General features: G+C 38.1%; 17 protein-coding genes and 2 pseudogenes. 2 read left to right on the top strand and 17 right to left on the bottom strand.

Features of this window, described 5'->3' with window-relative positions:
* Positions 1–721 precede the first annotated feature (721 nt).
* The 6 genes and pseudogenes from ACFVT8_RS13935 to ACFVT8_RS13910 form a co-directional block, all read right to left on the bottom strand.
* The gene (locus ACFVT8_RS13935) at positions 722–2,218 is read right to left on the bottom strand and encodes a carboxypeptidase M32 (RefSeq protein ID WP_387081020.1); all 1,497 of its coding nucleotides are present in this window, start codon (positions 2,216–2,218) and stop codon (positions 722–724) included.
* Between the two features lie 208 nt (positions 2,219–2,426).
* Complete coding sequence (locus tag ACFVT8_RS13930) at positions 2,427–2,687, bottom strand: hypothetical protein (RefSeq protein ID WP_387081018.1); 261 nt, start codon at positions 2,685–2,687, stop codon at positions 2,427–2,429.
* Positions 2,688–2,703: 16 nt separating this feature from the next.
* Positions 2,704–3,144 (bottom strand): CcdC protein domain-containing protein, encoded by a 441-nt coding sequence (locus tag ACFVT8_RS13925; protein WP_387081016.1) that lies wholly within the window; start codon positions 3,142–3,144, stop codon positions 2,704–2,706.
* Positions 3,145–3,356: 212 nt separating this feature from the next.
* Entirely contained in the window at positions 3,357–4,361 is a 1,005-nt protein-coding gene (locus tag ACFVT8_RS13920) for a serine hydrolase domain-containing protein (protein ID WP_387081014.1), read from the bottom strand.
* 25 nt (positions 4,362–4,386) lie between these two features.
* A pseudogene (locus ACFVT8_RS13915) lies at positions 4,387–5,022 on the bottom strand (GyrI-like domain-containing protein); the annotation flags it as partial.
* Between the two features lie 134 nt (positions 5,023–5,156).
* A pseudogene (locus tag ACFVT8_RS13910) lies at positions 5,157–5,345 on the bottom strand (MerR family transcriptional regulator); the annotation flags it as partial.
* Positions 5,346–5,533: 188 nt separating this feature from the next.
* On the opposite strand from ACFVT8_RS13910, the gene ACFVT8_RS13905 reads away from it, so the two are divergent.
* Together ACFVT8_RS13905 and ACFVT8_RS13900 are read left to right on the top strand one after the other, a co-directional pair.
* Entirely contained in the window at positions 5,534–6,130 is a 597-nt protein-coding gene (locus ACFVT8_RS13905) for a TetR/AcrR family transcriptional regulator (protein WP_387081013.1), read from the top strand.
* A gap of 63 nt (positions 6,131–6,193) precedes the next feature.
* Positions 6,194–7,336: an MFS transporter gene (locus ACFVT8_RS13900; protein ID WP_387081011.1), complete on the top strand. Its 1,143-nt coding sequence runs from the start codon at positions 6,194–6,196 to the stop codon at positions 7,334–7,336.
* Positions 7,337–7,866: 530 nt separating this feature from the next.
* Here ACFVT8_RS13900 and mdh read toward each other — a convergent pair.
* The 11 genes from mdh to ACFVT8_RS13845 all read right to left on the bottom strand — a co-directional run bounded on the left by mdh (position 7,867) and on the right by ACFVT8_RS13845 (position 17,430).
* Positions 7,867–8,811, bottom strand: coding sequence for a malate dehydrogenase (gene mdh / locus ACFVT8_RS13895; protein WP_387081010.1), 945 nt, complete (start codon positions 8,809–8,811; stop codon positions 7,867–7,869).
* Complete coding sequence (locus ACFVT8_RS13890) at positions 8,811–9,176, bottom strand: BMC domain-containing protein (protein WP_387081008.1); 366 nt, start codon at positions 9,174–9,176, stop codon at positions 8,811–8,813. The genes mdh and ACFVT8_RS13890 overlap by 1 nt, the downstream gene beginning before the upstream one ends.
* Positions 9,169–9,453 (bottom strand): EutN/CcmL family microcompartment protein, encoded by a 285-nt coding sequence (locus ACFVT8_RS13885; RefSeq protein ID WP_387081006.1) that lies wholly within the window; start codon positions 9,451–9,453, stop codon positions 9,169–9,171. The genes ACFVT8_RS13890 and ACFVT8_RS13885 overlap by 8 nt, the downstream gene beginning before the upstream one ends.
* A 33-nt stretch (positions 9,454–9,486) precedes the next feature.
* Entirely contained in the window at positions 9,487–10,353 is an 867-nt protein-coding gene (locus ACFVT8_RS13880; protein WP_387081005.1) for a phosphate propanoyltransferase, read from the bottom strand.
* Positions 10,354–10,365: 12 nt separating this feature from the next.
* Positions 10,366–10,956 (bottom strand): phosphate propanoyltransferase, encoded by a 591-nt coding sequence (gene pduL, locus ACFVT8_RS13875; protein WP_387081003.1) that lies wholly within the window; start codon positions 10,954–10,956, stop codon positions 10,366–10,368.
* 170 nt (positions 10,957–11,126) lie between these two features.
* Complete coding sequence (locus ACFVT8_RS13870) at positions 11,127–11,405, bottom strand: BMC domain-containing protein (protein ID WP_053482447.1); 279 nt, start codon at positions 11,403–11,405, stop codon at positions 11,127–11,129.
* Positions 11,406–11,421: 16 nt separating this feature from the next.
* The gene (locus ACFVT8_RS13865; protein WP_387081001.1) at positions 11,422–12,912 is read right to left on the bottom strand and encodes an aldehyde dehydrogenase family protein; all 1,491 of its coding nucleotides are present in this window, start codon (positions 12,910–12,912) and stop codon (positions 11,422–11,424) included.
* Between the two features lie 14 nt (positions 12,913–12,926).
* On the bottom strand, positions 12,927–13,577 hold the full coding sequence (eutL, locus tag ACFVT8_RS13860; RefSeq protein ID WP_387080999.1) for an ethanolamine utilization microcompartment protein EutL: 651 nt from the start codon (positions 13,575–13,577) through the stop codon (positions 12,927–12,929).
* Positions 13,578–13,588: 11 nt separating this feature from the next.
* Entirely contained in the window at positions 13,589–14,620 is a 1,032-nt protein-coding gene (gene eutC / locus ACFVT8_RS13855; protein WP_387080998.1) for an ethanolamine ammonia-lyase subunit EutC, read from the bottom strand.
* Between the two features lie 9 nt (positions 14,621–14,629).
* Complete coding sequence (locus tag ACFVT8_RS13850; protein ID WP_387080997.1) at positions 14,630–16,000, bottom strand: ethanolamine ammonia-lyase subunit EutB; 1,371 nt, start codon at positions 15,998–16,000, stop codon at positions 14,630–14,632.
* A 5-nt stretch (positions 16,001–16,005) separates the two neighbouring features.
* Positions 16,006–17,430 (bottom strand): ethanolamine ammonia-lyase reactivating factor EutA, encoded by a 1,425-nt coding sequence (locus tag ACFVT8_RS13845; protein WP_387080995.1) that lies wholly within the window; start codon positions 17,428–17,430, stop codon positions 16,006–16,008.
* Positions 17,431–17,447: the final 17 nt, after the last annotated feature.

Here is a 17,447-nt window from a genome sequence, read left to right as displayed (position 1 = left end):
CATGCTACTTAAAAAATTTATTCATAATAGCAATAGAAAAAATTTTGGTTAAATGAGTTATTACACTAAACTGACGTTTCATTGAAGTATATTATTTCATATTCCACTTTAAATTTTAACATAAATATCCACTTCCATTATTAAGTGTTGCTCCACAATCTGGCCCGATTGTTGAATAAAAACTATCAACACTATTCTACTTAACTGCCCCGTTAGCCATCCATGTCGCGTACAATCAACACTACACCACAGAAAATGAAAAATGATTAAGTTCTTTCACGGGAGTTCAACAACTTCTTTAAATCAATTCTTATGTAACAGTTAATATAGGTCGTACCATCACATTATAAAATAAGGCTTTTTAAATAAGGGTCGAAGATAGGTTCGTAACCTGTTTTTACATCTTAATCAACTACACTTTCATTTCGTAAAAATTTCTAAATATACTTTTAATCACAAATAATAGCTGAACAAATATAAACAATAGTTCCGCTTAAAAATAACTCGTTATAATGTTGCACATTTTATAAATAATACTAATGAAACATGTAAATTACTTTAAATCACTTGTAATTTTAGTAGCGTTAATCATATTTGCTTACACAATTCCTATCTTTGAAATTATTTCAAATTCACCAGCAGGCTCAAAAGGCTTTAAGCTTTGGTAAAGGATATTTTAAAGCAACAAGCGATTTCTCTATAATGAGAAATCGCTTGTTTTTTAAAGCTGATACAGTTTCGCATATTTTTCTTGTAAATAGTTTGCTAAATATTTAGCGTTTAAGCCTTCCCCTGTCGCCCCCTGTAGCAACTCAAATGGCTTCTTCAGTGCACCGTATTGATGGACTTTGTCTGTTAACCACTCTCGAATTGGTAGAAGCTCTCCCTTTTCTAACAGCTCATCAAAGTTTGGAAGATCTTTATCCATTGCATGCTTCCATTGCGCCGCATAAATCATACCTAAAGCATAGGATGGGAAGTATCCAAACATGCCCCCTGACCAGTGCATATCTTGTAGTACCCCTTTTGCATCTGTTTCAGGACGAATGCCTAAATATTCCTCGTATTTATCATTCCATACTTGTGGAAGATCCTTCGCTTGAAGATCGCCGTTGAATAAGTCACGTTCAATTTCATAGCGAATCATAATATGTAGTGGATATGTTAACTCATCTGCTTCAATGCGAATAAACGATGGCTCCACCATATTAATTGCTCGAAGGAAATCCGCTAATGCTACATCACCAAATTGCTCAGGTGAATACTTTTGAAGTCGCTCGTAATTATGCTCCCAGAACTTTTCGTTTCGACCTACAAAATTTTCATAAAATAAAGATTGGGATTCGTGTATACCCATGGATGTACCAGTTGCTAAAGGTAAACCATCAAGCTTCGCATCGATATTTTGTTCATACATCGCATGTCCACACTCATGGATTGTTCCAAAAATTGCTGAGCGGAAATCGTTTTCATCATATTTCGTTGTAATACGATTATCTCCATGATTTAAGCCAATCATAAATGGATGCACACTTTCGTCTAAGCGACCTGCATCAAAATCATAGCCAAGTTGTGTTAATATTTCTAATGATAATGCACGCTGAGATTCACGAGGGAAATGCTTAAATAATATGCTTGTATCTGGTTTATTTGGTGAAGCTGCGATTTTTTGCACAAGAGAAACGATTGTTTCACGTAAATCACCAAAAACTTGGTCTAAAACATCAGTCGTCATTTCAGGTTCATATAAGTCTAGTAATGTATTGTATGGAGAACCGTTTTTAATGCCCCAATATTGTATGAATTTCTTCTGCCAGCTTATTATTTCCTCTAAATAAGGTAGGAATAGAGCAAAATTATTAGTTGCCTTTGCTTCTTCCCATGCTGTTTCGGCTTTAGTTTGTAGAATTACGAATTCCTTATATTCATCAGCCGGTATTTTTTTATTTTGATCATACTCTTTACGTACTTCCTCAACTAAACGCAGCGTTACATAATCAAGATCTGCCTTTTGCCCCTCAAGATCCGTTAGTAATTGCCCTAACTCTTCACTAGTTTGCATGTCAAATAAGGAGGCAGATAATGTTCCAACTACCTCTGAGCGCTGAGCTAACCCCTTCTTAGGTGCACCGGTGCGCATATCCCAATAAATCACACTTAATGCTTCTCCGTAGTGCTGCATTTTTTTCACATAGTCTGTAAATTGCTGTACAGTCATACTATTCATCCTCCTTTTCCACTCTTCCTATTTTATCATATTTTCGAAAATTTCGTATATTATGGACTTTATAGTATTTTTTTATTGCAATAGTCGGCCTTAGCTTATCTACAAAACTATTCTATTGCGAAAAGCATATACAACAGCTTGCGTTCGATCCTCTGCACCAATTTTCTGTAGAATACGATGAACATGTGTCTTATCTGTACTATACTCTCACTAATGTGAAGCACATTAGAAATATCTTCTTTTTTAATCCGTATGCCATTTGTTGGAGAACTTCAAGCTTACGTTCGGTGAACATCTCAAACATCTCTACTTTTGCTTTATTCGTTTCAAACTCCTCATTCGCTGATTTAATCGCTTTGGCCATAACCTTTGCTGCTATAGAAGTACGAAAAATCGCTTCTCTACGGTATGCGGCTCTTATTGCATCAAAAAGTTCACCTGGTGTTGCGAAAAGAAACAATTTAAATCCATTTTTTTCATCCCGTAAGTTGTTTGTATCTCATAAAAATAATATACCGACGAGCACATACACTACCGAGCGGTATAAACATAAGAGCATTCGTTAATGATATTACAGCATGCTCTTTTCCCCATTTTGCTGCAAGTACACGCAAAAGAAGAATGCCAAGAAATAAAATAACTCCAGCGACAGAGCTTTGTGTAGTTACAATTCCTCTTTCATGATTAACACGAATTTTTTCTAATTTTCCTCTCCATATCCCGATACCTATGCCAATTATTAAACAAATGGAGTACAAGACAAAGCTTACTAGCGTTAATTTATCTGAACTTAAAATAGAAGTACACGTTATCCCAATTAACAAAATCGGTATTATCCACATTCGAGTTGGTCTAACTTTTTTCTCCCTAAACATAAGAAGAATAATGACAAAAAGGATAACCAAGTAACTACTCATTTCTTTCCCTCTCTTTATTTAATAAATTCTAAATAAAAGTATAATTTAAAAGAAAATAAAAATAGTTCATTTTTTAGATTATTTTTTTGAAATACTGTCCCCTCTATGTAAAAGACTTTTGCCACCATTTCATTTCTACTCGGAGAGGATCAACTTAATTGTAAGATTGGGTATAAGTAGTTGTTATTCTTCTTTTATATACTACATAAAAATTATAATACCTCTGGGATTATATACTCTTTCATTAATGGCCATATATCTCGTGAATTCATAATCAATTCTGAACTAATTGCTACAATCATATTCATTTTGGGTATACAACAAATCATATTGCCCCCATCCCCTATTGCTGAAAAGGTAGAAAGTCCATCTTCTTGCCGTAGCCACCATAGATAACCGTAATTGTAATGGTTCATTTCTGTTGATTTACGAATCCATGTCTCTGAGAGAACCCTATTATGATCCCAAATGCCATTGTTTAAATAGAGGTAGCCAAATCGGGCCATATCACGGGTAGTTAATGTTAGTCCCCATCCACCTGTCGAATGACCGTTTGGGTCATGAACCCACCCCTTAACGTTTTTCCCGAATAAATCATCAAACCCATATGCGTTCATTCGATAGTCAGGAATTTCTTTCATGCCAAGCGGTGTAAATAAATGTTCATTCGCGAACGCTCGAGCACTCTTGCCTGTACTTTGAGTAAGAATAGCTGACAATAAATGTGCTCCAGCTGTCGAATATTTAAAAGCGCCTAAATCCCCATTTCCCCCCATTAGATCGAGTGTATATTTTATCCAATCCTGCTGTTGACATAAAACATCTAGCGGCTCCTGCCAATCCTCATATGGATATGGTACTGTCATCGTGAGAAGATGTCGTATTGTAATCTGTTGTTTCTGCTTATCAGCATCAAAAATATATTTTGGGAAAAAATCTATCACTTTCTCTTCCACGCTTTTAATATATCCTTTATCGATAGCGATACCTATAAGTGCAGATAGTACACTTTTGGTTACAGATGCTACATGGTGACAATCACCAGGACCTTTGCCATTAAAATATTTTTCATAGGCTAAATGACCATTTCTAATTATAACAATGCCATTTATATTGTTATATTCACTTTTTATCGTCTGCTCTAGCTTGGATAGCTTTTCATTGTTCATATATATGCTTTCAGGCTTTACCGTGTGCCAGTTTATTGTTGATTGCATAGGAACCTCCTATAATGTAGTTTTGTCATTTTTTCTTTACAGGAAAATAAACCTCAGTAACATAATCCTCAGGGGCGTTTTCTTGATGTGGATCTGTTACATATATTTCATATGGTGGCGATATCAGTTCATAACTTTCGTTTTCAATCCACTTCATCAAATTAGCATAGATAGCTGTTAATTCTGAATATGGTCCCTTTAAAACAGATTTAGCACAGAGGCCACCATGTAAATCTCTAGTTCCTTTGACAGACTCGGCTATTTGAATAGCAAACTCGGTATCATTGCCAGCAGGATTAAATTCAGGGCTATGGTAAATCGTCATTGGCTGACCAAGTAAAGTGAGCTTCTCCATCGCAATTCTTTCATAAAGCTTACTAAAATAATGACCATATCCCGAGGCATAATCATCACTGCTCAATATCAATCGCTTATAAAGGATATTCTTTGGCTTTGTCTCAACAAGCTGTACTTCGATATTGTCAAGGTACGACATGATTGGTACTCCCTTTTCTAAGTTTGAAATATCATGACTAAGTTGTTTTACAAGGAATTCAAAAACCTTTAGTTTCTCTTGAATTTCATTTCTCTTCTGGTTAAGCACTGAACAAAGCATTTCTTCGGATTGATCCTCTTCTAATGCCAGCATCATTTTAATTTCTTTCAGCGGGTGTTTAAACATCCGCTGAAAGAAATTAAAGCCTCCGGCGGATGTCACGGAAATCGGAAAGGAGGTCTTTGTGCTAGCACAAAGCCGATTCCGGACGCAATTATGCCGAGGCATAATTGATTTTCTTCAAGAGAAAAATGATAAGATTTTAAGCGGTTAATATAGAGCATCCTTTTAAGTTGTTCGATGGAATAATACCTATAACCGTTTTCAGCACTAATCTCATCCGGGTTAATTAAACCAATCTCATCGTAATATCGAAGTGTTTTTGTCGAGACACCACATATTTTTGAGAATTCTCCTATTGATAGCAAAATAGCACCTCCCAACTCAACCAAACATTTACTATTTATTTCCTCTATTCTGTTATACACCTTCCCCTTAGGGCAAAGTCAATCAAGACTTATGCTTTTCTCCCTTTAACTTTCCTTGACTGAAAAATTTTATTGACCACTTAGTACAAAAAAGATATTCTATTAATGTAAATGGGAGGTGGATAACTTTGAATAAACGAGGCAGACCCCGAGAGTTTGATTATTCCTCAATTGTAGATGTCGCCATGAAAACTTTTTGGATAAAAGGATATGAAGGCTGTTCTACACAGGATTTATGCAATGATACTGGACTTGGGAAAGGTAGCTTATACAATACTTTTGGTAGTAAACATGAACTGTATAAGCAAGTATTAGAACGCTATCATGAGTTTGGAATTAAGGAACAGCAGGAATTATTAAAAGCTCCTATTGCATTGAAAGAACGGTTAAGTAATCTTTTCGAATGGGCACTGAAAGAAGACTTTGAGAATATTGATCAAAAGGGTTGTTTATTAATTAATGCCGGTGTAGAAAGAGCTAAAAACGATGTAATGGTTCAAGAAATTTTCTCACAGCATGTCGAGCTTCTTAAACAAGCTATTGAAAAAGTAATGGAGGAAGGATTACGAACTGGTGAAATTTCAAAAAAGCAAACAGCTGAGGAATTAGCTAGTCTATTTTTAAGTAGTTATTACGGGTTCCGTGTTCTGAATGTTTCGATGCAAAATCGGATGTTGTCTGAGCAAATTATGAAAGGAACATTGGATTCTATATTTGGCGCTTAGTGCGCTCTTTTTTAGCATGATTTTTGTACCGAACGTTACAATAATGAATTAAGGAGTGTTTTTATGCCATCGATTATATATTTACTAGCTTTAGCGATATTTTGTATGACTACATCTGAATTTATGGTTGCAGGTATGATGAACGAGCTTGCTCTTGCATTTCAGGTTTCTGTATCTTCAATCGGGTATTTAATTACAGCTTATGCAGGAGCAATGGTAGTAGGAGGACCTATTTTAACTGCAACTCTTCTACGAATACGCAGCAAACAAGCATTGTTATTTTTAATGTTTGTATTTTTAATCGGCCAGTCGCTCGGAGCTATCGCTTGGAACTATGATAGTATGATGGTTTCGCGTATTATTACCGGGATTGCTTCATCCTCAGCATTTGGTGTTGCCATATCCTTTTCTGCAACATTGGTTCCCCCTCATTCTAGGGGAAAAGCTGCATCTATTGTTCTTGCAGGTTTAATGATCGCAACAGTCTTAGGCTTTCCTCTAACAACAGTTATCTCGCAAAATTTTGGCTGGCGTACGAGTTTTTGGTTCGTTTCTATTCTCGTACTAATTTCCGGGATTTTAATTCAATTGTTACTACCATCATCGCCAAACAAAGCACTATTAAACTGGAAAGACGAGCTCATGCGCTTTAAAAATATTCATCTTTGGGCAGCGTACATAACAAGTATGTTTATTATAGGTGGTACGTTTGCAGCATTTAGTTATTTCACGCCTATCTTTACAAATATCACCGGCTTTTCAAGCGCAAGTATTCCATATTTACTTGCTCTCTATGGTTGTGCTACAGTCATTGGAAATATAGTGATTGGCAAGTTTGCTGATAAATATACAATGGAAACACTTTTGGGTGGATTGATTATTTTAATCGTAGCATTGTCTTTATTTGCTTTAGGAGCTGAGAATAAATTTATTGCAGTTATTACTAGTATTTTTATTGGCTTCACTGGTGTTGCGATGAATCCAGCTATGGTGGCGAGAGTGATGAAAACAGCTAATAATGGCACGATGATAAATACCATTCACAGTTCTTTTATCACGCTTGGTATTGTTATTGGTTCATCACTAGGCGGCCTAGGTATTAGTAATGGATATGGCTATATATCACCACTGTGGATTGGCGTTTGTTTAGCTACCCTAGGGTTACTTTCATTAATCCCATATTTACATAAAAGGAAGGAAAATTAATGGGTGCTGCATCACATGTGTTCTGTTGACTATCAAGTCGTTTTTCAGCAATTGCGCCTAAACATTCACCCTATCTTAATTTGCTCAATTTGAGTTGTATATAGCAAAGAAGCTCTCCTCATCATTTTCACGATCAAGGAGAGCTTCTACTTTTATATAAATACGGGGGAATTTTACTAGCTTTCAAAATCAATTATGCCTCGGCATAATTGCGTCCGGAATCGGCTTTGTGCTTAGGCCTGCGTGACGCAGGTAAGTTAGCCGTTATCGCATGGATGCGATGATCTTAGGCTAACATCCTATGTGAACTCCTTTCCGATTTCCGTGACATCCGCCGGAGGCTTTAAATTCTTTCAGTGGATGTTTGGACACTCGCTGAAAAGTGACTTAAAACCGCATTCATCTAACCACCTATAGAGGTGGAAGACTACTGCTGAAAGAAGTTATATGTTCGGTTTCCAATCAAACATTTTCAAGAGCTAAATTTTTATCAATAGATATATAGTTGGGGATCCTACATATCAAAGAAGTTAAATGTTTTGACAAATTGTTAATACTTGTTTTACAGCTTCTGCCGATTGATGGAGCGCCGCTTTTTCTTCATTTGTTAGGTGCAATTCAATGACCGATTCAATGCCATTGCCACCTAATATTGTCGGCACACCTAAAAATAATTCGTTGTATCCGTACTCTCCTTCTAAAAGGGCGATAGAAGGAATTATTTTACGTTGATCTTTCATGATGATTTCAACCATCTGTGCACAGGCAGCTGCCGGCGCATAATAAGCACTACCATTACCTAACAAACCAACAATTTCTCCGCCACCTTTACGTGTACGCTCTACGATTTGCTGTAGTCTATCTTGAGGAATTAGTTTTTCTAATGGGATACCTCCAGCGTAGGAATATCGAATTAAAGGGACCATTTCGTCACCATGTCCACCTAAGACGAACCCTGACACATCTTCCGGTGCAATTTGCAGCTCTTGTGCTACAAATGTATTGAAACGTGCTGTATCTAACACACCTGATTGACCAATGACACGATTTTTAGAAAATCCTGTTTCCTTATAGCAAACATAGGTCATGGCATCAACTGGGTTGCTCAATATAAGGACTATGCTGTTTGGAGCATAGTGTTTTATTTGTTTAGACACTTGTTGAATAATTTTTGCATTCGTCGTCACTAAGTCATCTCGGCTCATGCCAGGTTTACGGGGAATACCAGCTGTAATAATGACAATATTTGCTCCAGCTATATCCTCATAATTACTCGTTCCTTTAATAGAAACATTAAACTTTTCGATTGGTCCTGTTTGTAATAAATCCAGCGCCTTTCCCTTTGTTGGATTTTCTGCTTCTGGAATATCTAACAGTACAACATCGCCTAGTTCTTTTTGTGCCAAAAACAAGCTTAAAGTTGCACCTGTATGACCAGCTCCGATTACAGCGATTTTACTTTTTCGAAATGTCATTATGCCTCACCTCGATTTTCTGTAGCTGCTGTTTCTGTCGTTTTTTTAGCACGTGTTGATGTTGAAGCTGATGCAGGCTTTTTCTTCGGTGCTTCTGGTCCTTTAATCATTTGAAAAACATCTTCATCTGGTCTCGGAATTACGTGAGCACCTAATAGTTCTCCAACGCGCATAGCCGCCTCTTTACCAGCTTCTACAGCTGCTTGAACTGAACCAACATCACCTTTGACAACTACGGTAACAATGCCACCATCAACAAACTCCTGTTTCACAATGGTTACATCTGAAGACTTTATCATTGCATCGGCCGCCTCATAAGAACCAACTAATCCCTTTGTCTCAATCATTCCAATTGCGCTACTCATTATTCTCACCTCGCATAACTTCAGTAGAATCAATAATACCTATAACGACCGCATCGATAGGCAACGGATTTTCTTTCATAATATATCGGGATGATCCACCACTTGTAATAAGCACATCATCTCCGATTCCTGCCCCGATACGGTCAGCTGCTACAATTTCTGAACGAATCGGCTGTTGATTGGAATCGATTGGTTGAATAATTAATAATTTTAAGCCATTCAACCCTTCTTCTTTACGTGTTGCCCATACACTACCTATCACTCTTCCCATCTGCATGAACTTCACCTCTTTATCCCGCATGGACTATAATTACTCAGAGCGAATTGTTAACGTCTTATTCAACTCTCGTATTTTGTCATAGGCCAATGCTGTCACAATTGTCTTTTTAGGAACAACAATTTCCTGCGCTTCTATTTCAAGTACTTCTACTTGCGAAAGTAGTTTCTTTTCAAATTTATAGCTTAATGGTTTTTCAGCCTGAATTACGACTGGCGAAAGTTCTTTGACACTCATTTGTTCATTTACTTGAGCATTGACTATCTCTGCAAATGTACCTTGTTGGATTAAACCCGCGTTTGCCTCATCTGTATCGATATGCATCTCCAATCGATAACGCTCTGAAACGCGAATCACTACATTTGATAAAATAATCGGTCTTATACCTTCTACTTTAATTTGTACCGATTGTCCATCCACTACTTGGAACCGAGCACTGTCAGCTGGTGACATATGAATATGTGCTTGTGCAATAATGAGTCCCTCATTTAGCACTACACCACCCTTTGGACCGATAAGTGTAACAGAGCTAGAGCCTTTTATATCTCCTGAAATTCTTAGTGGTGGTTTAACCCCTAATTTCATCGCGTCTGTCCAGCTAATTTCCACTTGGGACAATGAACGAGCTGGGCCTAAAATACGCACTCGCTCAATGGAACCTTTTGGACCAGCAATAACAACTGTTTCCTCAGCAGCAAACTGTCCTGGCTGCGAAAGCTCAAACTTAGGTGTTAATTGATAGTTCTCACCAAAAAGTTGCTCCACTTCCGCTTGAGCCAGATGAACATGTCGTGCTGATACACCAACTGGAATTTTACCGTCATGTTGAGAGGAAGGCTGATTTTTTAAAACTTGTTGCAATACTTCTTCGACGATTTTTTGAACTAAATTTTCCTGCATCTAACCTCCTCCTTATGTCAATGATCTGATTATTCTTCCTTGAGCTTGCTGTTCAATAAAACCTGCATTCGCTTCATCTGTATCGATATGCATCTCTAAACTAAAATCGTTTGATACACGAACTACAACTCCACGAAATGTCACAGGTCGCTCACTATCAACTTCAACAGATACTAATTCATTATTTCGAACATCCAATGCGATCGCATCTTCTTCCGTCATATGAATATGTGCCTGCGCAATAATGACTCCCTGCTTAATGTGTATTTCTTGTTCTTGATTGATTAATTTGATGCCAGCTGAACTTTCGATATCACCCGATTGTCTCAAAGGAGGGGTTAATCCTAATTTCATTGCATCTGTTCGACTTATTTCCACCTGTGTTGCCGCTCTTACTGGACCTAATACACGTACATTGTGAAGAACACCTTTTGGTCCCTCAATAGAGACACGCTCTTTGGCTGCAAACTGTCCTGGCTGTGAAAGATCAAAATCCTTCGTTAGCGTCGCATTTGGACCAAAAAGTGCCTGTAAATCCTCTTCACTTACATGTATATGACGAGCTGAAATGGCCACAGGAAATGTTTTTGTCGCTGTATTCAAGTTAGCCACCTCTATATCTTTCTAGCTATATTGTTATAGGGGATAAAGCAGGATGAGTACAATGTATAACATCCTGCCCTTCCCTTTATGATGTTCTATCCGTCACTGCGGGGATTCTTTCCGTCGCTTCGACTCTTCTTTCCGTCACCTGTATTCGGACTGAAGTAAAATTAAGCTTCTGCTTTTGGTAAAATTAATTCTAATTCGTGGTGTGGACGTGGGATTACATGAACTGATAGAAGTTCTCCAACACGTTGAGCTGCTGCCGCACCTGCATCAGTAGCTGCTTTTACTGCGCCTACATCACCACGAACTAATACAGTGACAATACCGCCACCAACATGTACTTTACCTACTAAATTAACGCTAGCAGCCTTTACCATTGCATCTGCCGCTTCAATTGCTCCTACTAATCCTTTTGTTTCTACCATTCCTAATGCTGTACTCATTTGTCATTCCTCCAAATTATTTATTTTGTAATGTTATTTGTTTTAATACTTGATCAACAATTTGTTGAACTACTGCTGTATCCAAAGATTGATCTTGTGCCTGAATATTCTCTACTACTGGTTGTACTAAAAATTCTGGTTTTGGCACATCTACTTCTTTAATGCCATATGCCATACGTTTAATATTTAATAAATGTCTCGCTGTAATGTTATCGGACGTAATATTGCCACCAAACGTACCACACCCTAAAGTAAAGGATGGTGCCAATCCAGTAGTCCCACCAACAGCGCCAATAGATGATAATGTATTGACAACAATTCGAGACACTGGTAAATCGACTGAAAACTGCTCAGCCAAAGCTGTATTCTCTGTATGAATCGAGCATGTATGTCCTCGTCCACCAATGTTTAGTAAATCAATCATCACCTGTTTGGCCTCTGTACTGTCCTCCACTGTATATAACGCAAAAATCGGTGATAGTTTTTCAAGTGAAAAAGGAATGTTCTTGCCAATCATTGTTTCCATACCGACAAGTACTTTTGTGTCTTCCGGTACGGTAATACCGATAGAATCTGCTAGACAAGCTGCTGATTTACCTACGATTTGAGGATTTACTTTCCCAGGAACAGGAGAAATCAACTTCTCCATCTTCACTTTCTCTTCAGCACTCAAAATATACGCATTGTTTTTCTTTAACTCTGCTAAAACTTGCTCTGCAATGACTTTATCTACAATAATTGATTGCTCTGTCGCACAAATTGTGCCGTTATCAAAAGACTTACTTTGTACTAGCTGACGAACTGATTTGGAGATGTTCGCCGATTTTTCAATGTAAGCTGGAACATTTCCTGGTCCTACACCATAAGCAGGTTTGCCTGAACTATAGGCAGCTTTTACTAACGCACCGCCACCAGTCGCTAAAATCAAGTGAATATCTGGGTGCTTCATTAATTGCTGTGTAGCTTCCATAGAAGACATTGTTAAACAGTGTAGTAACCCTTCTGGTGCTCCTGCTTTTTCTGCAGCTACTCTACAAATCTCTAAAGCTTCCTTTGTACAATCAACCGCATATGGGTGTGGGCTTAATACGAGACCATTTCTAGTTTTCAATGAGATAAGTGTTTTAAAGATTGCTGTTGATGTTGGATTAGTTGTTGGTACAATTCCCGCGACTACTCCAAACGGACTAGCAATTTCTGTCACTTTCTTCATTCGATCGAAACCGACGACACCAACAGTCTTCAAATCTTTAATATCTTCATAGACATCTCTAGAGGCTACCTCATTTTTCATTTTTTTATGATTAGGTATACCCATCCCTGTTTCCTGAACGGCCATATTTGCCAAACGTTCTGCCTCTTTAAATGCGGCATCCGCAACAGCCTTGACGATAGTATCAACTTGCTGCTGTGAATACTGCATGTATGCAGTCTGTGCAATATTGGCACGTCTCACAGCGTCTCTCATTTCTTGAATTGCTAATAAATCTTTATCTAATGTGGCCATAAAGCCCCTCCTTTCTAAACAACTGGATTTCTTGCTAAATTCTCAATAGCTTCTCTAAAAGCATTGGCAGCAGCTTGGCAGGAAGATTGACTACCACTTACTAAACCGCCACCGAAATTGGTTTCAGATGGTGGACCAAAGAAAACCTTTAGCTCTACATCTGCCGCCTTTAATGCAGCATCTAAACCAACGACAGCTTCAAGTGGCGGTGCTATTAAATAAGCAAGGGCCGTTCCAACCTTAACGTTTGCTAGCTCAGCCAGATACGTACCACAACTCGCTACAGTATGTGCAAAAAGAGCGTGGCTTTCATTTTGAAGAATTGCTTCAAAATACGTATCAAACTGGATTTTCTGCTGAATCGCATCAAAACCACTGCGTATTTCATCGGGCGAGCTACCAGCAATGATGCCAATGACCTCGCCAGATAATGGCCCAGATGCGTGTGCCGCTCCAGCATAAAAGCTTTTTGCATAAACAACATCAACATCTGCTTTTTTCGTAGCTTCGTCCAACGCTACATATCCAACATCATCTATTGTTAGAGTTACGAGTCCAATGCTATTGTGATATGGCTTTAAATCTAATTGCTCAGCTAATTCACTATTCACTCTTGGAATGATTTGCATTGCCAAAATTTCTGCCATAATTTTTTGAGGATTCATTGTTTGGCCCCCTAACCTTCTTTTGCCACAAGACCTACTCCACTTGCCTTGTAATGCAATATTTTTTGAACGACTGTTCCTAAATAAGCACCTGCCTCTAATGGCGGGATACCACCTTTATGAATGTTCGAAACGACCATTCGATCAGCTTCTACTGTGCCAATTCTAGGTTGATAGCATATATAGGCACTCATTGACTCAGCCGATACAAGTCCAGGACGCTCGCCGATTAAATAAACGATCACTTCTGCTTGTAAAAGCTCGCCTATTTCATCCATAAGAGCAACACGCCCTTTATCAATATAGAAAGTAGTTCCTATTTCAATATTCAAATTACGAAGGCTTTGCTGTAACGCTAAGAAAACATCTTGCACATTTTCTTCAATCGCACTTGCACTTAATCCGTTAGAAATAATGATTTGTACCTTTGGATTTTTTTTACACTTCGATTGAATAAGTGTCTTTGCTTCATCTGATAAACGACGACCTAAATCCGGTCTAGTAATGTATTCTTCCTTATCTGTCACTCTTGAAGTTACTTGAAAGACATCGAGCTTTTGTAGTAGCCCTTCTGTCACTTCTCCATAAACTGCATCTACTGCGGCTGCATGATCGAGTCGGAACTTTAACCAAGTTTTTGTTTTTGGTCTTGTCCCCGCTCTACCAACACCTATTCTTGCAGGTGTATGCTTTTTAGCAGCTTGTACACTTTCAGACACTTCATCCTCTTCAAATTTAAAGGCTGTAATAGGTACTGAAGTGTAAGTCGATTCATCATTACTTGCGCTGTAATATGATTGTTCATGATTACTTGATTCAACATTATAAAGCTTAATTAATGGTTCATTTGATTGTAATGTTGTGCTCGGACTTACTACTTCATTAGCATAATTAGCATTAGCTACCGTATCGTGAAATTTAATAAGTGTTTCCTTTTGCTCTTCTGTTGGCACAGCTGTGTCAACAGAAGGTTTGTCTGACGTATTATTGCTCATCTTTTCCATTACGAGCTGTGTAATCATTGATACTAGTTGTTCATTCAATGGACTCACCTACCTTTCAAATATAGATAAATCGCCAGCTCTTGCAGATAGACGACCATTTTCATAAATGCCCATTTTTTCTAACCACGCTAGAAATGCAGGTGCTGGTTTTTTACCAAACGTTTGAAGTAATGTAGCGACATCATGGAAACTCATTGACTGATAGTTCAGCATGACATCATCACCCATAGGTGCAGCGATAATAAAATTGACACCTGCTGCTGTTAGTAACACACTTAAATCTTCAACATCATTTTGGTCTGCCTTAATATGGTTTGTATAACAAATATCAACGCCCATTGGAATGCCGTGCATTTTGCCCATAAAGTGATCTTCTAATCCTGCACGTATAACCTGTTTGTTATTGTATAAATACTCAGGTCCAATAAAGCCAACAACCGTGTTCACTATATACGGATTAAAATGTCTAGCAAATCCGTAATTGCGCGATTCAAGTGTTACTTGGTCAATACCCATATGAGCCTCAGCAGATAGCTCCGAACCTTGCCCAGTTTCAAAATAAAATAAGTTCGGACCAGTTCCTGTTCCTTGCTTTTTCACAAGTTCTTCAGCTTCTCTTATTAGGTCAGCAGAAATGCCGAACGAGCGGTTAGCAATTTCTGTTCCAGCAATACTTTGGAAAATCATATCTGCTGGTGCGCCTTGTTTAATGGCTTTCATTTGTGTTGTAATATGCGCTAACACACAGTTTTGTGTAGGAATCGACCAATCATTGATAAACTCCTTTGTGGCTTGCAATACTTTTTTCACACTTTCAACGGAGTCATCTACTGGGTTAATTCCAATGACCGCATCGCCAATACCATAGGACAATCCTTCTTTTAATGAGGCAATTATCCCATCAATATTGTCTGTTGGATGATTCGGCTGCAATCTTGAGGAAAGTGTGCCCTTTTGTCCGATAGTAATATTACAAGTCGACAGAATTTCCACTTTATTGGCAGCATGGACAAGATCTAAATTGGACATTAGCTTTGTAACGGCCGCAATTATTTCTGAATTCATGCCCTTGCTTAATCGTTTTAATTCCCGATCGCCTGTTTCATTTGATAAAATGTATTCTCTTAGTTGCTCGATACTCCAGTTTTTTATTTCTCCATAAATTTGTTCATTAATATCACCTTCAATAATGCGTGTCACTTCATCATTTTCAGAAGGAACTAATGGATTTTCTCTGATATCCTTCACTAGCAGCTCACTAAGAACTGCCTTTGCTGCAATTCGTTGCTGTACAGATTCAGCCGCAATTCCAGCTAGCTGATCTCCTGATTTTTCTTCATTGGCCTTGGCCATTACATCTTTTAATGAATTAAAATTATATTTTTCTCCACCAAATATCACCGATAGATTCACATTCATCCTCCTTACTTTGAATGGAAAGCAAGTGTTTTTACAACGACTGGGACAACACCAGATGGTAGTATTTCCCCAATGTCAATATAATCACCTGTTTCTACTTTGATTTGATCGATGCAAATGATAGGAACTGTTTGATTGATCGCTTGTATCGTTTGCCCAATAACCTTTGCATAATCTGATTGAATGACTATGATAATTGGTATTTCCTTGGAGCTTCTCATCGCTAAGTTCTTCAAAATGGCCTCACATAATGCATGAACATCCTGGAAACTTAAATATGGTAAATGACTAAAATAAAGTGCAAACGGAGAGCGATTTCCCTGTATAGAAAATAGAGCATCAGCTCGGTCAACAGCTGTTTTCACTGCATAGTCGAATTTTTTATTGTTCGTTTCCATATGGCAATTGAAAACAGGCACATTTTTTAAAGGCAATACCTCTGCATCTACCTGAATTGTTGCACCACTAATCTCAGTTGTTTGAGTACCCGCACCTGTCACAGTTGCCCGCGCTGTTTCCTCTGGTTTTAACCATAAAAAGGATTGTAGCTGTTCATGCTGCAAAAGACTTTTTGCCAATTTTTCACCAATATCATCATACTGACGGTTTGTACATTCATTCTCATAAATACAGGCGGCTACTCCACCGGAAAAAACGACTGCTTCAACTGGTTTATCCCAAGTTGGCAAATGTCCTAGCAATAATGGATGCTGTTCATCTGTTAATTGTCCACTTAGTGTCTTCGTTACTATATCCACCATTTCTTGGATTAGTTGTGTGACACGTACATCCTCTGCTGAATCACCCACCTTTAATGGGTTTGACCATTTCTCCATAAGTTTCATAATGGGTGGTGAAATCGATTGGACCATTCCGTTATGAAATTCTATAAGTCTTCCACCGACATGCAATGTACACGTACCAATTACTTCTCCGAATTGCATTACCGCAATATTTGCAGTACCACCGCCGATATCGATGTTAGCGATAACTTTAGCAGTATTTTTAGAATGCTGTAAGGTACCTGCGCCTTTTGCTGCAATGATGCCTTCCAAATCGGGTCCAGCAGTAGCAACTAAAAAGTGCCCGGCTGTATCTGAAATCGCATGAACTACCTCGCTTGCGTTTTCCTTTGTGGCAGATTCGCCTGTAATGATAATGGCACCTGTTGAAATATCTGCCGGTGAAATGTGGGCCAATTGATATTGCTGAAAAATAAATTGCTCAATTTTTTCCATGTCGATAATCTCTTTATTGATAAACGGCGTTCTAATAATTGGACTTTGATGCAAAACCGTTTTTTCAATAATTTCTATGCGTGGCACATGCGTTACACCTGCAACGTTTTTCAACAGAAAACTACTGACAACCATCTTTGTTGTACTTGTACCAATATCAATGCCTGCGCTATAAATTTTTTCTGTCTTCAATTTACTCTCCCCTCTCG

Source organism: Lysinibacillus sp. NPDC058147 (assembly GCF_042884205.1).
In the GTDB taxonomy this organism is placed as follows: domain Bacteria; phylum Bacillota; class Bacilli; order Bacillales_A; family Planococcaceae; genus Lysinibacillus.
Note: the sequence above shows the minus strand (reverse complement) of the source record. Positions and strands in the feature narration are given on the sequence as shown.